Origin of the sequence: Aldersonia kunmingensis, assembly GCF_001646865.1 — a bacterium.
Lineage (GTDB): Bacteria > Actinomycetota > Actinomycetes > Mycobacteriales > Mycobacteriaceae > Aldersonia > Aldersonia kunmingensis.
In genome coordinates this window covers 1-15,844 of record NZ_LRRB01000180.1, presented here as the reverse complement: position 1 = coordinate 15,844, position 15,844 = coordinate 1, and the positions used below count along the sequence as shown (strand labels likewise).

The window sequence follows — 15,844 nt, the reverse complement described above, 5'->3', positions numbered from 1 at the left end:
AGCCATCATGCCGCCCGCGGAACGAACGTCCCGTGCAACCCCATCGGCAGGTGGTGACGCAGCCGGCCCGCATACACCGGCCCCCGATCGGGAGCCTGCGCGGCGAGAACGATGAGCCGAGACCGATGTTCGTCGCGGTCGTATTCGACACTCAGCAGCCAGCCTTCGCCCTCGGGCGCGTCGGCTGAGCGCGGAGCGAAGACCGCTTCGCACACCGATCCGTAATTCGGAACGTCGTAGGTCGATTCGGTCCCGAATTCGTGGTCGAACGTAGTGATCCCGGTGTACGAGGTCCCGGTGCCGGCGTTCCCCAGGTGGGTCAGGTCAACGGTGTACGAATACCGATTCCGGCTGCCCGTGAAGCGGCTGTCGATCTGCGGGAATTCCGAGACCGCGTCGGTGAGGTCTTCGCGCAGCACTCGCCCGGACCGCGTGACCCGCAGCCGCGTGAGCGGGCCGCCGACGATGGGCTTCTCCGTGAGATTCCGGTACCCGTTGTGAAAATTGCTCCACAAGGTGTCGAAATCGGCCGCGTGCCGGACCAATTCGATCACCGTGTCGTCGCCGTCGTCGTAGCAGTTCGAGATGTGGAAGTGCAGTTGCGAGTCGGTGAAGGCGTGCATCCGCCGACCGCCGTTCCTGGGCACCAGGACTATCTCGGTGCCGAGATCCGGCCGGAAGCCCATCGCGCTGCTCGCGGGCCGCAGACCTGCCATCACGGGCACCATGCCGACCGGCGAGACAACGATCGGCGACAACGCGAACACGAGGTACTTGTCGGTGAGGCCCACATCGTGATTGAACCGAGGAGTCCGCGTAGTCCAGCGCGCGAGCTTGTGCAGCTTGCCGTTTGGGTCGACACGGTAGGCGACAAAACCCGGGGTCGGGAAAAACGCCGTGCCGAAGTTGAACAGCTCTCCGGTGCGTGGATCGATCTTGGGATGCGCGGAGAACGAGCCGATTCCCCTCAGCTTGCCGTCGAAGTCGTGAATTCCCTCCGTCGCCAACGTCTCCGGGTCCATCGCGTGCGGCCGGCCACCCTCCCACAGCGCGAGCAGCTTCCCGCCTTGCCAGACCACGTTGGTATTGGCCTGATTCGACATCGGCCAGCGAAACGCATTTGCCAGCACTCCCCCATTGCCGCGCATCGTGCCGACGCCCCGTCCAGCCGGTCCGCGCGAATGATTGCCGCGCAGATAGTGATTGGTGCGCACGTAGCGGTTCCGGAAGCGGACTTCACCTTTGTCGATCGCGAACATCGCCAGCATTCCGTCACCGTCGAAGATGTGCCCCATCGGCGAACCACCGGATTCCCAGCGGCCCATACCGTTTCGGTACAGCGTGCCTGCCAGCCCAGCAGGTAGCACGCCGGACTCGGTCTCCAGGACGTAGTCGTGCTCGGTGTGCAGTGCCTCGAACTCTCGCAGCGGCGTCCCCGGAAGCACGGATTGTCCGCCCGCGGTAAAGGAATTTTCGGTGCCCATACCCACCCCCGGTAACGATGTTTTGGTAACGCTTGTTGCCAAAGTATCGTGGGCGGTGTGGGAAGGCAATGGTCGATACGAGGTCGGTCCGCATGAGTACCGATGAGGACACCCCCCGGCAGGCCTATGCCGGCGTGCCGTTCGCCGATCGCAAGAACGCGCGTCGGGAGCGACTGCTCGATGCTGCCCTCAATCTCCTCGACGCCGAGGGCTTCGCGGCCGTCACGGTTCGCCGGGTGTGCAAGGAAGCCGGACTCAACAACCGCTACTTCTACGAGAACTTCACCGACGGCGAAGCACTGCTCGACGCATTGGTGGACCGGCTCGAACAGGAACTCGCGCTCAACACTGCCGCGATGATGGCCACCAAGCCCATCGCGGCCGTGGACCAGGCGATCGAGATCCTGGTCGCCGCATTCGTGGACGATCCACGCCTGCTGCGGATTCTGCATAGCCCCGCCGATCCCACCATTGCCCGGCGCCGAAACGAGCTGCTCCTCCGCTCGGTCGCCGCCGTACGCCCGTACCTGGAGGTCGCGGCCGCCGAGTTCGGAAATCCTGATCAGCGCATGGTCGAGACGGCTGGGTACATGCTCATCGGGGGTTGGTCGGACACTTTGTGGGCCTACGCCGAAGGCAAGCTCGGTATCGAGCGGGCCGAACTGGTGGAGCAACTGGCACGAATGTTCTCAGGTATCGCCCGCACCCTCGCTATTCCAGGAGAACCGGGGATCGACTGACCGCCGAACCGATTCACTGGTCGTGCAGGATATTTTCTCGCGCAGCTCGCTACTTTCCAGCCACTTCTGGCATAGTCAGCAAAATCTGTGCGCCTTCATGGAAAAGTCTGGGGCGCTTGGGGATCGAAGTAGGTGTTACGCATGAGCGTTTCAGTTCGTCGGGCCGCGTGCGCCATTGCCATGGCGTTGATCATGGCATTGGCCGCCGCGCTTATTGGGGCGAGCCATGCTCCAGCAGCGCCGGTGATGCCGAATCCCGACCCGGACCCTTTCTACGCGGCACCGGCCGATCTGGCCCAGCACTCGCCCGGCGATGTACTGAACGTCCGGGAACGGCCATGGCACGTGTACTTCCCAACGAGCCGGGTGTTCGAGGTCCTATTCCGCAGCACCGATTCCGAGGGGAAGCCGATCGCTGCGAATACGACCTACCTTCTCCCGCAGAATCACGAACAAGACGGTCCGCTGCTGTCGTATCAACACATCATCAATGCGCTCGGCAGCAAGTGCAAAGTCGCCTCCAAGCTCTACACGTCCGACCCAATGAATTTGATCCTGGAAATGCCGGGCCTAAACCTTGCGCTCGCTCGCGGTTGGTCGGTTGCATTGCCTGATCATCTCGGACCACGAATGTCTTACGGCGCAGCGAAACTCGGTGGACAGATCACGCTGGATGGAATCAGAGCCGTCAAGAAAATTCCCGAGTTCGAGGCCCGCAACAGCAAGGTCGCGATGGGCGGGTACTCCGGCGGCGGTATGGCCACCGCATGGGCGGCAGCGCTCGCGAAGACGTACGCGCCGGAACTGCCGATTATCGGCTCCGCCTACGGTGGTGTCCCGATGAATTTGACCGAGATGGCACGAGCCCTCGGTACCCAGCCGCACATCGCATTCGGACTTGCCGCGATCGCTCTGCTCGGCCTCGAGCGCGAATACCCGGACCGATTGAACGTCACCAACCAACTCAATGACTACGGTCGCTGGCTGGCCAGTTGGGTCATCAACGGATGCACCAACGAAGCGATGTTTGTCGGGGTCTACAAGAGCCTGAGCCAGATGACGGACAACAAGAACTACATGGACGACCCGGCCGCGTGGCAAGTTTTCGATGAAAACAGCCTGGAGAAGTATCCGGGCATACCGAATGCCCCGGTCTTCGAATGGCACAGTCCGATCGACGGATTGATTCCGGTAGCCGCAATCGACCACACGCTGGAGCGTTACTGCGCCTCCGGCTTGGAACTGTTTACGATGCTGACCCCCACGCCGGACCACCTCTCAGCCGCACCGCTCGGCATGTTCCAGGCACTCGACTGGCTGGACCGAAAGTTCCAAGGACTACCCACAGCACGAACCTGCTGACGCCAGATCGCCAACGGAACGGACCCAATCCCCCGCAAAATCGGACTAGCCTGGGGCTGCCGTGTCGTGCATCACACGCGAAAGGTCGTGCAGCCATCGCCGCGAACACCGCCTCCGAGCCCTCGATCCGCAACGTTGCGCTGATAGGACACCAAGGCAACGGCAAGACGACGCTGGCCGAGGCGATGTTGTTTCGCGCCGGTGCCGTGGCCCGCGCCGGCCGTGTCGATGCCGGAAGCACGGTCTTCGGCAGCCAGCCCGAGGAGCGTGAGCGCGAGCAGTCGCTGACCCTCGGCGTCGCGTCCTTCGATTGGAGCGGCTGCCGGATCAACCTCATCGACACCCCCGGGTACGCCGATTTCGTGGGAGATGCACTGGCGGCCTTGCGGATTGCCGACGCTGCGGTCTTCGTCGTCGACGCCGTCTCCGGCCTGCAGGTCAACGACGAGCTGATGTGGGAGGCCGCGGCCGCACGCTCGATTCCGCGCCTGATCTTCATCAACAAGATGGACAAGGAGAACGCCTCGTTCGACGTGGCACTTGCTGGTTTGCGCGAGCATTTCGGTGCGGGCGTGGAACCGGTCGAGCTTCCGGTCGGCGCGGCATCGGCGTTCAACGGCGTCGCCGATCTGCTCACCGAGCACGTCTTCCTCTACGACTCGGGCAACGCCGTCGAGTCCGAGGACCTCCCCGACTCGATCGCCGACCGCGAACACACCGAGCACGAGCACCTGGTCGAAGACGTCGTCGAACTCGAGGACGACCTGATGGCCCGCTACCTGGAAGGCGAGCAGATCACGCCAGAGGAACTCGAGCACGCTCTGCGGCAGGGCTTCGCCTCCGGGGATATGTGGCCGGTGTTGTGCGGCTCGGCGAGCGAGGCAATCGCCGTCGACCGGCTACTCGAATTCCTCGTCCACGTCGCGCCCGCACCGAGCGAGGCCGCGCCGATCGCGCTGGCTGACGGCGAGGAAATCAAGTGCAGCGCCGAGGGCGAGGCGCTGGCCTACGTCTTCAAGACGCAGACGGATGACTACGTCGGCCAGGTTGCGCTGCTCAAGGTCCTCTCCGGCACGGTGAACTCCGATGATCAGCTGGTGAATTCACGCACCGGCAATCGCGAGCGGATGCACAACCTGCTGCGGGTGTTCGGTGGCAAGACCACCCCGATCGACACCGCTGTCGCCGGCGACATCATCGGCGCGATCAAGCTGACCGACGTCGCCACCGGCGACACGCTGGCGCCCGCCGGCTCCAGCCTTGTCGTCCCCCCGATCGAGAACCAGCAGCCCGTGTACGGGGTGGCGGTCGCCGCGCAAAGCACCGGGGACGAGGACAAGCTGTCCACCGCGCTAGCCGAACTCGTGCGCGACGACCCGTCGCTGCGCGTCACCCGGCAGAGTGACACCCATCAGCGCGTGCTCGAGGGCGCGGGCGACGTGCACGTGCAGTTCGCGCTCGCGCGCGTGAAGCGCCGCTTCGGCATCGAGATCGACACCGAACCGGTCAAGGTCGCCTACCGCGAAACGATCGCCGGCACCGCGCAGACCGAGGGGCGGCACAAGAAGCAGAGCGGCGGGCACGGGCAGTTCGGTGTCGCCGTAGTTCGGTTCGAGCCACTCGCGCGCAACGGTGGCTTCGAGTACGCGGACGAGACCCGCGGCGGGGTTATCCCCAAGTCGTTGGTACCCGCGGTCGGCAAGGGCATCGTCGAGGCAATGGAGCGCGGTGGCACCCACGGCTTCCCGCTCGTCGACGTCAAGGCGACGGTGGTCGACGGCAAGCATCATTCGGTCGACTCCGACGACCACAGCTTCCGAATGGCCGGCGCGCTCGCGCTGCGCGAAGCCATCGAGAAGGTCGGCACGGTCGTGCTCGAGCCGATGATGCATGTCGAGGTGATGGTGCCCAGCACCCTGCAGGGCGATGTCCTCGCCGACCTCGGCCGCCGCCACGGGCAGATCGAGGGCACCGAGGTCTCCGGCGCGGACAACGCCGTCGTCATGGCCACCGTGCCGCACGCCGACATGCTCGATTACGCCGTCACGCTGCGCTCGATGACACATGGCCGCGGCCGGTTCACCATGTCGTTCAAGGCGTATCAGGAGAAGTTCTGAGGTTCGCGAAACCGCGCGCGCCGCACCGCAATCGAAGAGAATCGTTGACGTGAATCCTGTTGGAATGAAGCTGTGGGCGACGATGAACAAGCTCATGTCGGCCCTGTACCGCAGCACGAACGGCAAGCTGGGCAGTTGGGCGCGCGGCACGCAACCGGTCATGTTGCTCACGGTGGCGGGCCGCAAGACCGGCACGCCACGCACTGCGCCCGTGGTCTATTTCGAGCACGGCGGCGGCTATCTCGTTGTGGGTTCCGCCGGCGGCTATCCGGAAGACCCGCAGTGGTTCAAGAACCTCGCGGCAACGGACCGGGCCCACGTGCGGATCAAGGATCGCGACGCCGACGTCCGCGTGCATGTCGCCGAGGGCGACGAACGCGACGCGCTGTGGAACGACGTGGTCGTCACAACGGATCCGGGCTTCCTCGATTACGCGAAGAAGGCGCACCGGACGATCCCGATCGCCACGCTCACCCCCGTGACCGGCGCGAACTAATTGGACGGCCGACCAACTGGTCAGGGCATCGTGAGACGCGACACGTAGTATCGCGAGCCATGGTGAGCGGGCAGTTGCGATCGGCGCGCGTCGGTACCGCCGGCGCGTTCGCGCTGCAAGGCTTCTTCCTCGCCGTCGTCCTCACCGAACTGCCGCAGATCCGCGATCGGCACGACCTCGCCGACGGTGTGGTTGTCGGTGCCGTCGTGTTGATCTCGCTGCTCGCGGGCGCGGGCAGCATCGCCGCCGAACACCTTGCCGCCCACTGGTCGAGCCGCACGACACTGCGCCTCGGGCTCGCCCTGATCGCCGTCACCGGCCTCGGTATCGCGTTCGCGCCCGAGCAGATCACGCTGTTCGTCGCGCTCGCGGCGTACGGCGTCGCGCTCGGCATCGTCGATGCGAGCACGAACATGCAGGCCGTCGCCATCCAGCACGGCTACGGCACGGTGATCATCTCGTCGTTCTACGCGGCGTGGAGCGCGGGTGCGATCACCGGCGCGCTGTACGTCTCGGCATGCTCGGCACTGGACCTTCCGCTTTCGGTCGCCGTGACGATCGCCGCCGCGCTGGTGGCATTGGTGAGCCTCCTCCTCGGTCCGAGACTGCTCGAAGGCGCTGCCGCACAAACGACTCCGACCTCATCCACTGTCGTCGCGGTGCCGGTCGGCCTCTTCATCGCGCTCGGCGTCGCGATGGCACTGTTCTTCGCCATCGACATCGCGGTCGGCAATTGGTCGGCCCTGTACCTGACCGATGTCCTGCGTGCCGACTCCGCCACAGCAGCACTCGCCTTGGCGGCGTACCAGGGCGCGGCGCTGCTCAGCCGGCTCACCGGAGACCTGTGGGTGCGGAACTTCGGTCCCGTCGCGGTCATCCGCGTGGGTGGTGCACTCGGTGTGGCCGGGATGTTCGTCGTGGTGCTGGCGCCGAATCCGGCCGTGGCCATCGCCGGATTCCTCGTCGTCGGACTGGGCGTGCCGGTTGTCGCTCCGCTGTGCTTCGGCACGCTCGGCCAGCTGCGAGTGGACCCGGTCTCGACGCGGCCATCGCGCGGCTCAACATCTTCAACTACGCCGGCACGCTCATCGGTGGCGGCGTGGTCGGCGCCATCGCTGCGGTGACATCGCTGCGCGTCGGGTACCTCGTTCCGCTGGTCTTCGCCGGAATCCTTGCGGGGCTCGCCCCGATCTTCGCGTCGCGGCAACGATCGCGCGTCGATTCTGCGTCGATCGGCGACGGCTGACCGGTGGGGCCGGATCGCCGCTGGCTACACTGATGCGATGCCGGACGTCACTGTGGACGTCAGCCGAGCTGGCTTTTGGGACGCAGAGGCCCTCAGCGACGTCGCCGCCGTCACTTTCCCACTCGCCTGTCCCCCGCATGCCAGCGATGAAGACATCGAGATCTTCATCAACGACGTGCTGTCGATCGATCGGTTCGGCGAGTACCTGTCCGAGCCGACGCACACCGTGCTCAAGGCCGTCGAGAACGACACGATCGTCGGTTACGTCATGCTCATCGTGGGTGACCCCGTCGACCCCGACGTCGCCGCGCTGCTGACGCCGCGACCGCTGCTCGAGATCAGCAAAATGTACGTACTGCCCGGCCAGCACGGCACCGGCGTCGCCGCCGCGCTGATGAACGCCTCGGTAGAGCTCGCACGCGACATCGGCTGCGCGGCGGTATGGCTCGGGGTCAACCAGGCCAATTCGCGCGCGCAGCGCTTCTACGCGAAGAACGGCTTCGTGCAGGTCGGCGAGAAGACGTTCCAGGTGGGCACGAAGACCCACCACGACTTCGTGATGTGCCGGACGCTGTAGCGACCTAGCCGGCCGGCACCTCGAACCGCGACAGCGCGAGCAGACGCGACGTCGCGCGCAGGTACTTCTTGCGGTAGCCGCCGTGCAGCATCTCCTCGGTGAAGATTTCGTCGAGCTTCGCGCCGGACACGGTGACCGGGATGCTGGCGTCGTAGAGCCGGTCGGCGAGCACCACCACGCGCAGCGCGACGGCCTGGTCTGCCACCGGGTGCACACCCGAGATGTACACCGCGCCGACGTGCTCGACGAGCTTCTTGTAGCGCGACGGGTGCAGCGTGCTGAGGTGCGCGAGCAACTCGTCGAAGTCGTCCAGGGTCGCGCCCGGCGTCGCCGCCGCGCGGTCCACCAGCACCGCGGCGTCGGTCGGCTCGGGGGCGGGCGGCAGGTCGCGGTGCCGGTAGTCCGGGCCGTCGACGCGCATGGTCTCGAATATCGAGCCGAGCTTCTTGATCTCGCGCAGGAAGTCCTGTGCCGCGAACCGGCCCTCGCCGAGCTGGCCTGGCAGCGTGTTCGACGTCGCGACAATCGACACACCACGCGCCGACAGTTCGGTCAGCAGTCGGGACACCAGCATGGTGTCGCCCGGGTCGTCGAGTTCGAATTCGTCGATGCACAGCACGCTGTTGTTCGCGAGCTGCTCGACGGCGTTGTTGAAGCCCAGTGCGCCCACCAGGTGGGTGAGCTCGACGAACGTTCCGAATGACTTCGGCTCGGGGCTGCTGTGGTAGATCGACGCGAGGAGGTGCGTCTTGCCGACACCGAAGCCGCCGTCGAGGTAGAGACCGGCACCGGAGGTCGGCGTCTTCTTGCCGAACAGCTTGCGCTTACCGCCGCGGATGCCGCGAACCTTCTCGCTGAACTGCTCGGCCGTCCGCACTGCCGCGGCCTGGCTCGGTTCCTTCGGATCCGGGATGTAGGACGCGAAACTCACGTGGTCGAACATGGGCGGCGGGACCATCTGGGCGACCAGTTGGTCGGCCGGAACGACCGGACTTCGGTCGACTAGGCGCTCGGGCATGCCAAATACCCTAACGACGTGCTGTTATCGGTCTTGTGCAGCATATCGACATTGCGACTCACGTCACAGGGCGCCGCGGCGACAACCGAGACCTCGACGACGCCGCACTCGCAGACCTCTACGCCTATCCGCCAGATCCGAGCGAGCCATGGATCCGCGTCAACTTCGTGGCCAGCATCGATGGCGCGATCGCCGTCGACGGCATCTCGGGAAGGCTCGGCACCCCCGCCGACCACACGGTTTTCCACCTGCTCCGGGAACTGGCCGACATCATCCTGGTCGGGGCGGGCACGGTGCGCGCGGAGGACTACGGCGGGGCGCGGACCGATGAACAACTGCGCGAGCGCCGGCTGGCGAGTGGGCTTACGGCGGTGCCACCGATCGCGGTGGTGACGCTCGGCGCAGCACTCGATCCCGAATCGCGACTCTTCACCGACACCAACGAGCCGCCGGTGATCCTCACGTGCGCGGCGGCACCACGCGACCGAATCCGTGCGCTGACGGACGCCGGTGCCCGGGTACTGGAGATCGGGGACGACACGGTGACGACCGACGGAATCGTCGGCGCGCTCGCCGAACTCGGCACGCTGCGCGTGCTGTGCGAGGGCGGGCCGTCGCTCTTCGGCCAGCTGATCGCCGATGACGCCGTGGACGAGCTGTGCCTGACGACGTCTCCGATGCTCGTCGGCGGGCTGGAAAGCCGGGTCGCGGTGTCCCCCACCGCTGTTCCTCGGGAGATGGTGCGCGCACATGTGCTCGCCGACGACGACGGCACGCTGCTCACCCGATGGGTCCGTCCGCGGCGGGACGTGTAAAACCTGGCAAGCTGTCCGGCATGTACTCGCTGCGTGCTGCACGCGCGTGCCTCCGGTCGCTCCGCGGGCTCCGCTCCTGGGTGGCCGTGGCGGTCCTGCTCGTTGCGGTGGCCACGACGGCCGGCTGCGGAGCCGGCCCGTCTGACCGCCCTGTCGTCGCCGTGGAGCGCATCGAACCCGGTTCGCCGGTGGAGACCGGGGAGAGCACTCCGCCGCCACCGCCGGCACCCGACCTGCAGGTGCCTAAGACGGACCTGCCGTGGCGCGACTGCACCAGTGAGTCGCTCGCCACGACCGGGTACGGCCCCGGTCCTGCGGGGTTGGTCCTCGAATGCGCAGAGCTGTCGGCACCGATCGACTCGAGCGGTTCGTCGCTCGGCACCTTCACCATCGGCGTCTCGCGCGCCCGGCTCCCCCAGACCCCCGCCGACGCGCCACCGCTTGTGCTCACCTCGGGGTCCAACCGCGCCTCGACGGACACACTGGCCGGCCTCGCCTCGGGGCCCTTCGGCAGTCTGCTCAGCTCCCGCCCGATCGTCGCGCTCGACCGGCGCGGGATCGGCACCTCGACGCCGATCGACTGCATCCCGGCTGATGTCCGCACGGAGTTGCAGAACAACGGTCAGGGCGCGCCCGATGAGCCCGTGGCGATCGCGGAAGCCAGCCAGTCCGCGACGGTCGCCTGCAAGGACTTCCTGCAACCCCATGAACTCGCCTTCGACACCGACCACGCGGCCGACGATCTCGAGCAGCTGCGTCTGGTTTGGCAGGTCGACACCCTGGGCCTGCTCGGGACCGGCAATGGCACGAAGGTGGCGCTCAGCTACGCGCAGCGCTACCCGCAGCACGTCGGGCGAATGATCCTCGATGCACCGGAAGCGGTCGGGCTCGACGCCACCACGATCACCGAACAGCAAGTGCAGGGCGCCGAGGCCGCGCTCACCGCCTTCGCGAAGCGTTGCACCGGGCTCAACTGCTCGCTCGGCCCCGATCCGTATGCGGCGGTCACCGACCTCGTCCGCAAAGCCGACGCGGGCGACCTGGGCCCCATATCGGCCAACGCCCTCGTGACCGCCGTGACCGGCTTCCTCGGCAGCCCGCGCGGCGATCAGATCAACCGGGTGCCCGAACTCGCCGACGCGTTGTCCGCTGCTGGACGCGGCGACTACGCGGCCCTGTCGGCACTGATCGAACGCGAGCAGGGGGCCACCGCGAACGACGGCGAGTTCGTTAGCCGCTGCACCGACGGCCAGCAGTGGCCGCCGGTGGAGAAGGTGCGCACGCTGGCCGAGGAATGGCGAAAGAAGTACCCCGTATTCGGGGAGCAAGCCGCGCTGGCGATGCTGTCGTGCTCGGCCTGGCCAACCGCCGATGCGCCGCCGCTACCCGCGTCTCTCGACATCCCGGTCCTGGTTACCCGCGCGATTGCCGACCCCGTGGTCGGCGCGGGCGGGGTCTCGTCGGTGACCGGCGCGGTCACCAACGCCGGCGGTGAGCCATCGGTGATCGAGTGGCGCGGCTACGGACATCCGGTCAGCGCACACTCCGGTTGCGTCCAGCAGGCGATCGTCGACTACGCCGCCACCGCGAACCTCCCGTCGAACGGCACTGCCTGTCCTGCATGAGCGGGGTGTCCGCACGCTGCGGACACTTCTTCGGTGTACCGTGCCCCAGTGTTGTTCAGACAGCTCGAGCCCCGTACCGCGCGCACAACCAGCGAGGTAATTCGGTTCGCGCTGTGGCCGATCGCGATCATGACGGTGCTGCACCGCGTGTTCATCAAGGCGATCAACGGCTACGTCACCGATGACTTCGCGCCGGTCTACAAGGCCTCGCTCGCGTTCCTCAACCACCGCGAGGTCTACACGACCAATTTCGACTACGTCGATCCGCACTATCTGTATCCGCCCAGCGGAACCCTGCTGATAGCGCCGCTGGCGATCATCGATCCCGAGAAGTCGCGCTGGCTGTTCATCCTCATCAACGCGGTCGCGATCATCATCGCCTGGTATCTGCTGCTGAAGCTGTTCAAGCTCGGCACCGCCTCGATTGCCGCGCCTGTGCTGCTGCTGGCGATGTTCAGCTCGGAGACCGTCACCAACACGCTCGTCTTCACCAACATCAACGGCTGCGTGCTGCTCGCGGAGGTCGCGTTCATCATGCTGCTGCTGCAGCGCCGCGACCTGTGGGCCGGTGTCGTGCTCGGCCTGACCCTCGCGGTCAAACCGATCCTTGCGCCGCTGCTGTTGATAGCCCTCGTGCGGGGGCAGTGGAAGGTGTTCATCACCGCAATCGGCGTCCCTGCCGCGCTCACCGCGATTGCGTGGCCGCTGTCCAAGGACCCGATGGACTTCGTGAACTACACGCTCCCGTACCTGACGGAATCGCGGGACTACTTCAACAGCGCGATCGTCGGAAATGGCGAGTACTACGGACTCCCCACCGGACTGACCTGGCTGATCCGGGTCCTGCTCGGCATCGCTGTGGCGATCTCCCTGTGGCTGCTCTACCGCTACTGCCGCGAGGACGAGCTGTTCTTCGTGGCGACGAGTTCCGGTGTGCTGCTGACCGCGCAGTTCCTGATCGGCTCGCTCGGCCAGATGTACTACTCGATGATGCTGTTCCCGCTGCTGATGACAGTGGTGCTGCGGAACTCCGTGCTGCGCAACTGGCCGGCCTGGCTGGCGATCTACGGGTTCATGTCCTACGACGGCTGGCTGTCGCTCCGGTTCCTCACCGAGGGCCGCGCCGCCGAGTACCTCAAGACCACTCTCGGCTGGTCGCTGCTGCTGATCGTGATCAGCTCGGTGCTCATCGACCGCTACCTCGCCGCCCGCCGCGAAGGACGCCTCGACGAGGGCATCGAGCCGGCGTTCCTCCTTCCCGCACAACACGAATCGAGAGAACGTATTAGCGTGGAGCCATGAGTTCCACCGACGAGAAGCCCGCGGTCGAGCTGACCGACGAGGAATGGCGCGTCAAGCTGACGCCCTCGGAGTTCCAGGTGCTGCGACTGGCCGGCACCGAACGGCCGTTCACCGGTGAATACACCGATACCAAGACCCCGGGGATCTACGAGTGTCGCGCATGCGGCGCCGAACTTTTCCGCAGCAGCGAGAAGTTCGAATCGCATTGCGGCTGGCCGTCGTTCTTCGACCCGAAGGACTCCGACGCCGTGCTGTTGCGGCCGGACAACACGCTGGGCATGCGCCGAGTCGAGGTGCTGTGCAAGAACTGCCACAGCCATCTCGGGCACGTCTTCGAGGGCGAGGGCTACGACACGCCCACCGACCAGCGCTACTGCATCAACTCGATCTCGTTGCGGCTGAAGCCGAACGAGGGCTAGCTACTCGACGCGCACGATTTCGCGCCGGCGCGCACACCGAGGCGTGCGCGCCAACCCACCAAGTGCGCGTCAGGGCAGCGCGGCGACGAGCTGTTCGACCTCGACCCGCGGGCCGGTGTAGAACGGAATCTCCTCGCGCACATGACGGCGGGCCTCCGTGGCACGCAAGTCGCGCATGAGGTCCACAATGCGGTGCAGCTCCGGGGCCTCGAACGCGAGGATCCACTCGTAGTCGCCGAGCGCGAACGAGCTGACCGTATTCGCGCGCACGTCCGGGTAGCCGCGAGCGGCCTTGCCGTGATCGGCGAGCATCTTGCGACGCTCCTCGTCGGGCAGCAGGTACCAGTCCAGCGACCGCACGAACGGGTAGACGCAGATGTAGTTACCCGCATCCTCGCCGGCCAGGAACGCCGGGATGTGGCTCTTGTTGAACTCGGCCGGGCGATGGATCGCGACGTTGCTCCACACCGGCGTGGTGGCGCGGCCGAGCTGGGTGGTGCGCCGGAAGTCCGCGTACACGGCCTGCAGGTCCTCGACCCGCTCGGCGTGGGTCCACAGCATGAAGTCAGCGTCCGCACGCATGCCCGCGACGTCGTAAATCCCGCGCAGCACAACACCGCGGTCTGCGAGACCGTCGAAGAAGTCGCGCGCTTCCTTCAGCGCGGCCTCGCGGTCGTCGCCGAGGACACCCGGCTGCACCCGGAATACGGAGAACATCAGGTAGCGAATCGTCGAATTGAGCTCTTGGTAGTCCAGTCGTGCCATTTCTCTATCCTTCCACTTTCGTCAGGTGCGCCGCCGCCGCAGTTCCCGACGCCACACAGGCCGGGACGCCGACGCCGTTCAGGTACGCGCCCGCAACCGCCAGTCCATCGAGTTCATTCACCGCGGAGGTGATCGCCGCGACGCGGTCGAGATGCCCCGGGGCGTACTGCGGCAGGCCGCCGCGCCAGCGCTGCACGTGCGTCTGCACCGGCTCGGCGCGCACCCCGCACACGGTCTCGAGATCGGCCCGGGCGAGCGCGATCAGCTCCTCGTCCGAACGGTCGACCAACTGCGCGTCCCCGAAGCGCCCGAACGAGGCGCGCACGAGCGCGGTACCGCGCTCTGCTAGATGCGGCCACTTGCGGCTCGACAGCGTGAAAGCCTTGGCCGCCAACGCCTCCCCGGTCGCGACGAGTATGCCGGAGTTCTGCGGCAACTCGGTGCCTTCCGGAAGCGCCAGTACTGCGAGCGCAGAGGAGGCGAGTTCGATCTGTGCGGCCGCGTCGGCCGCCGCGGGGCTGATGCTCGCCAGCAGTGCCGAGACTGCCGGCGCGGGCACGGCGAGCACGACGGCGTCGAACGCACCGATCGGGTCGACAACCCAACCGGATCCTTCGTGCCGCAGTCCGGTGACAGGAGTACCGGTGATCGATTCGGCGGCGGTGCGCTCACGTAGGGCATCGAGCAGCACCCCGTAGCCGTCGCGGATCCCGCCGAACACGGGCCCGGGCGTGGGCTTGGGCATGGCCGCCGCGACGGCGTCGGACAGGCTCGGTGCCCCGGCGTCCAGGGCGGCGGCAAGGGTCGGCAACGCAGCGCGCAGGCCGATGGTGTCGGCTGTTCCGGCATAGACCCCGCCGAGCAGCGGATCGACCGAGCGGGCCACGACTTGTTCGCCGAAGCGCTCGGCGACCAGTGCACCGACACTCACATCGTTGTTCACGTCCCAGCGCAGCGGAACGTTCGGTTCGGCCGTGATGCGCGCCAGTGTGGCCTCGTCGACGATTCCGGCGACGGCATCGGGCCCGGCCGGGACACCCATCAATGTGGGCGCCGGCAATGGGTGCAACGCGCCACCGGCCCATACCAGCGGGCGCAGACCGGCGGGATGCACGAGTTGATCCGACAGCCCCAGTTCGGCCAACAGTTCGACGACCTCGGGGCGGCGCCCGACGAAGGCTTCGGCGCCGACATCGACGCCACCGTCGGTGAACGGAACCGTACGCAGCGTTCCGCCGGTCCGCTCCGATGCCTCGATCACCGTGATTGTCGCGTTGGGACCCAACCCGCACCGCAGCCGGTACGCCGCAGTGAGCCCGGAGATTCCGCCGCCGATGACGGCGACCGACCGCAACGTCATCCCCGGGTGGCCGAGTAAATGGTCACAGCGAATGCACCAACTCGACCACCGACGTCAGCATGCCGGGATCGGTGTCCGGCAGCACACCGTGCCCGAGGTTGAAGATGTGCCCGGTCGCACCGAGGGCGAGCGCGATATCGGCGTCCGCGACGACCCGTCGGACCTCCGCCTCGAGCGGCCCGGCGCCAGCGAACAGCACGGCCGGATCGAGGTTGCCCTGCAAGCCTTTTCCGGGCCCAACGCGGCGCGCGGCCTCGGCGAGCGGCACCCGCCAGTCGACGCCGACGACATCGGCGCCGACTTCGCCCATCACGCCGAGGAGTTCACCGGTCCCGACGCCGAAGTGGATGCGCGGCACTCCGGCTGCTTCGATTTCTGCGAAGACCCGCTGGCTATGTGGCAGAACGAATTCACGGTACTGCGCCAGGGACAGCGCCCCGGCCCACGAGTCGAAGAGCTGGAGCGCATCGACGCCCGCGTGCAGCTGCACCTGCAGGAATGCGATCGTGACGTCGGTG

The 15,844-nt window shown here is 66.7% G+C and carries 14 protein-coding genes and 1 pseudogene; 10 read left to right on the top strand and 5 right to left on the bottom strand.

What is annotated here, in order from left to right:
• Nucleotides 1-5: 5 nt before the first annotated feature.
• Nucleotides 6-1,484, bottom strand: coding sequence for a carotenoid oxygenase family protein (locus tag A8G08_RS13655; RefSeq protein ID WP_084436195.1), 1,479 nt, complete (start codon nucleotides 1,482-1,484; stop codon nucleotides 6-8).
• Nucleotides 1,485-1,576: 92 nt separating this feature from the next.
• Between A8G08_RS13655 and A8G08_RS13650 the strand changes: the two genes are divergently transcribed.
• The 6 genes and pseudogenes from A8G08_RS13650 (at nucleotide 1,577) to A8G08_RS13625 (ending at nucleotide 8,022) form a co-directional block, all read left to right on the top strand.
• Entirely contained in the window at nucleotides 1,577-2,224 is a 648-nt protein-coding gene (locus tag A8G08_RS13650; protein WP_068274764.1) for a TetR/AcrR family transcriptional regulator, read from the top strand.
• Nucleotides 2,225-2,365: 141 nt separating this feature from the next.
• Entirely contained in the window at nucleotides 2,366-3,586 is a 1,221-nt protein-coding gene (locus tag A8G08_RS13645; protein WP_068274762.1) for a lipase family protein, read from the top strand.
• Nucleotides 3,587-3,681: 95 nt separating this feature from the next.
• The gene (gene fusA / locus A8G08_RS13640) at nucleotides 3,682-5,703 is read left to right on the top strand and encodes an elongation factor G (protein ID WP_068274829.1); all 2,022 of its coding nucleotides are present in this window, start codon (nucleotides 3,682-3,684) and stop codon (nucleotides 5,701-5,703) included.
• Nucleotides 5,704-5,752: 49 nt separating this feature from the next.
• Entirely contained in the window at nucleotides 5,753-6,199 is a 447-nt protein-coding gene (locus tag A8G08_RS13635) for a nitroreductase/quinone reductase family protein (RefSeq protein WP_169823308.1), read from the top strand.
• A pseudogene (locus A8G08_RS13630) lies at nucleotides 6,199-7,445 on the top strand (MFS transporter). Before A8G08_RS13635 ends, A8G08_RS13630 begins: the two are co-directional and overlap by 1 nt.
• A 37-nt stretch (nucleotides 7,446-7,482) precedes the next feature.
• Nucleotides 7,483-8,022 carry a GNAT family N-acetyltransferase gene (locus A8G08_RS13625; RefSeq protein ID WP_068274760.1) on the top strand — a complete coding sequence of 180 codons (540 nt, stop codon included), beginning with the start codon at nucleotides 7,483-7,485 and terminating at the stop codon, nucleotides 8,020-8,022.
• A gap of 4 nt (nucleotides 8,023-8,026) precedes the next feature.
• On the opposite strand, the gene zapE is transcribed toward A8G08_RS13625, so the two are convergent.
• Nucleotides 8,027-9,040 (bottom strand): cell division protein ZapE, encoded by a 1,014-nt coding sequence (gene zapE / locus A8G08_RS13620; RefSeq protein ID WP_068274757.1) that lies wholly within the window; start codon nucleotides 9,038-9,040, stop codon nucleotides 8,027-8,029.
• Nucleotides 9,041-9,075: 35 nt separating this feature from the next.
• Here zapE and A8G08_RS13615 point away from each other — a divergent pair, with 35 nt between their 5' ends.
• From A8G08_RS13615 to msrB, 4 genes are read left to right on the top strand one after another with little or no spacing between them, the layout of a single operon-like run.
• Nucleotides 9,076-9,855: a pyrimidine reductase family protein gene (locus A8G08_RS13615; protein ID WP_068274754.1), complete on the top strand. Its 780-nt coding sequence runs from the start codon at nucleotides 9,076-9,078 to the stop codon at nucleotides 9,853-9,855.
• A 20-nt stretch (nucleotides 9,856-9,875) separates the two neighbouring features.
• Entirely contained in the window at nucleotides 9,876-11,480 is a 1,605-nt protein-coding gene (locus A8G08_RS13610) for an alpha/beta hydrolase (RefSeq protein WP_084436203.1), read from the top strand.
• A 48-nt stretch (nucleotides 11,481-11,528) separates the two neighbouring features.
• On the top strand, nucleotides 11,529-12,782 hold the full coding sequence (locus A8G08_RS13605; RefSeq protein WP_084436189.1) for a glycosyltransferase family 87 protein: 1,254 nt from the start codon (nucleotides 11,529-11,531) through the stop codon (nucleotides 12,780-12,782).
• Entirely contained in the window at nucleotides 12,779-13,201 is a 423-nt protein-coding gene (gene msrB / locus A8G08_RS13600; protein ID WP_068274748.1) for a peptide-methionine (R)-S-oxide reductase MsrB, read from the top strand. The genes A8G08_RS13605 and msrB overlap by 4 nt, the downstream gene beginning before the upstream one ends.
• Nucleotides 13,202-13,270: 69 nt before the next feature.
• Here the strand turns inward: msrB and hemQ are convergent, their stop codons facing one another.
• The 3 genes from hemQ to A8G08_RS13585 form a co-directional block, all read right to left on the bottom strand.
• A complete protein-coding gene (gene hemQ / locus A8G08_RS13595; RefSeq protein WP_068274745.1) occupies nucleotides 13,271-13,966 on the bottom strand; it encodes a hydrogen peroxide-dependent heme synthase in 696 nt (231 codons plus the stop codon).
• 4 nt (nucleotides 13,967-13,970) lie between these two features.
• On the bottom strand, nucleotides 13,971-15,326 hold the full coding sequence (locus A8G08_RS13590; RefSeq protein ID WP_068274742.1) for a protoporphyrinogen oxidase: 1,356 nt from the start codon (nucleotides 15,324-15,326) through the stop codon (nucleotides 13,971-13,973).
• A 22-nt stretch (nucleotides 15,327-15,348) separates the two neighbouring features.
• On the bottom strand, nucleotides 15,349-15,844 hold a 496-nt coding region (locus A8G08_RS13585), incomplete at its 5' end, for a uroporphyrinogen decarboxylase family protein (protein ID WP_281182147.1).

Bases quoted from the DNA above. Each gene is read 5' to 3' on its own strand.
- A8G08_RS13655 (WP_084436195.1), bottom strand. From the start codon at position 1,484: ATGGGCACCGAAAATTCCTTTACCGCGGGCGGACAATCCGTGCTTCCG.
- A8G08_RS13650 (WP_068274764.1), top strand. From the start codon at position 1,577: ATGAGTACCGATGAGGACACCCCCCGGCAGGCCTATGCCGGCGTGCCG.
- A8G08_RS13645 (WP_068274762.1), top strand. From the start codon at position 2,366: ATGAGCGTTTCAGTTCGTCGGGCCGCGTGCGCCATTGCCATGGCGTTG.
- A8G08_RS13625 (WP_068274760.1), top strand. From the start codon at position 7,483: ATGCCGGACGTCACTGTGGACGTCAGCCGAGCTGGCTTTTGGGACGCA.
- zapE (WP_068274757.1), bottom strand. From the start codon at position 9,040: ATGCCCGAGCGCCTAGTCGACCGAAGTCCGGTCGTTCCGGCCGACCAA.
- A8G08_RS13610 (WP_084436203.1), top strand. From the start codon at position 9,876: ATGTACTCGCTGCGTGCTGCACGCGCGTGCCTCCGGTCGCTCCGCGGG.
- msrB (WP_068274748.1), top strand. From the start codon at position 12,779: ATGAGTTCCACCGACGAGAAGCCCGCGGTCGAGCTGACCGACGAGGAA.
- hemQ (WP_068274745.1), bottom strand. From the start codon at position 13,966: ATGGCACGACTGGACTACCAAGAGCTCAATTCGACGATTCGCTACCTG.
- A8G08_RS13590 (WP_068274742.1), bottom strand. From the start codon at position 15,326: ATGACGTTGCGGTCGGTCGCCGTCATCGGCGGCGGAATCTCCGGGCTC.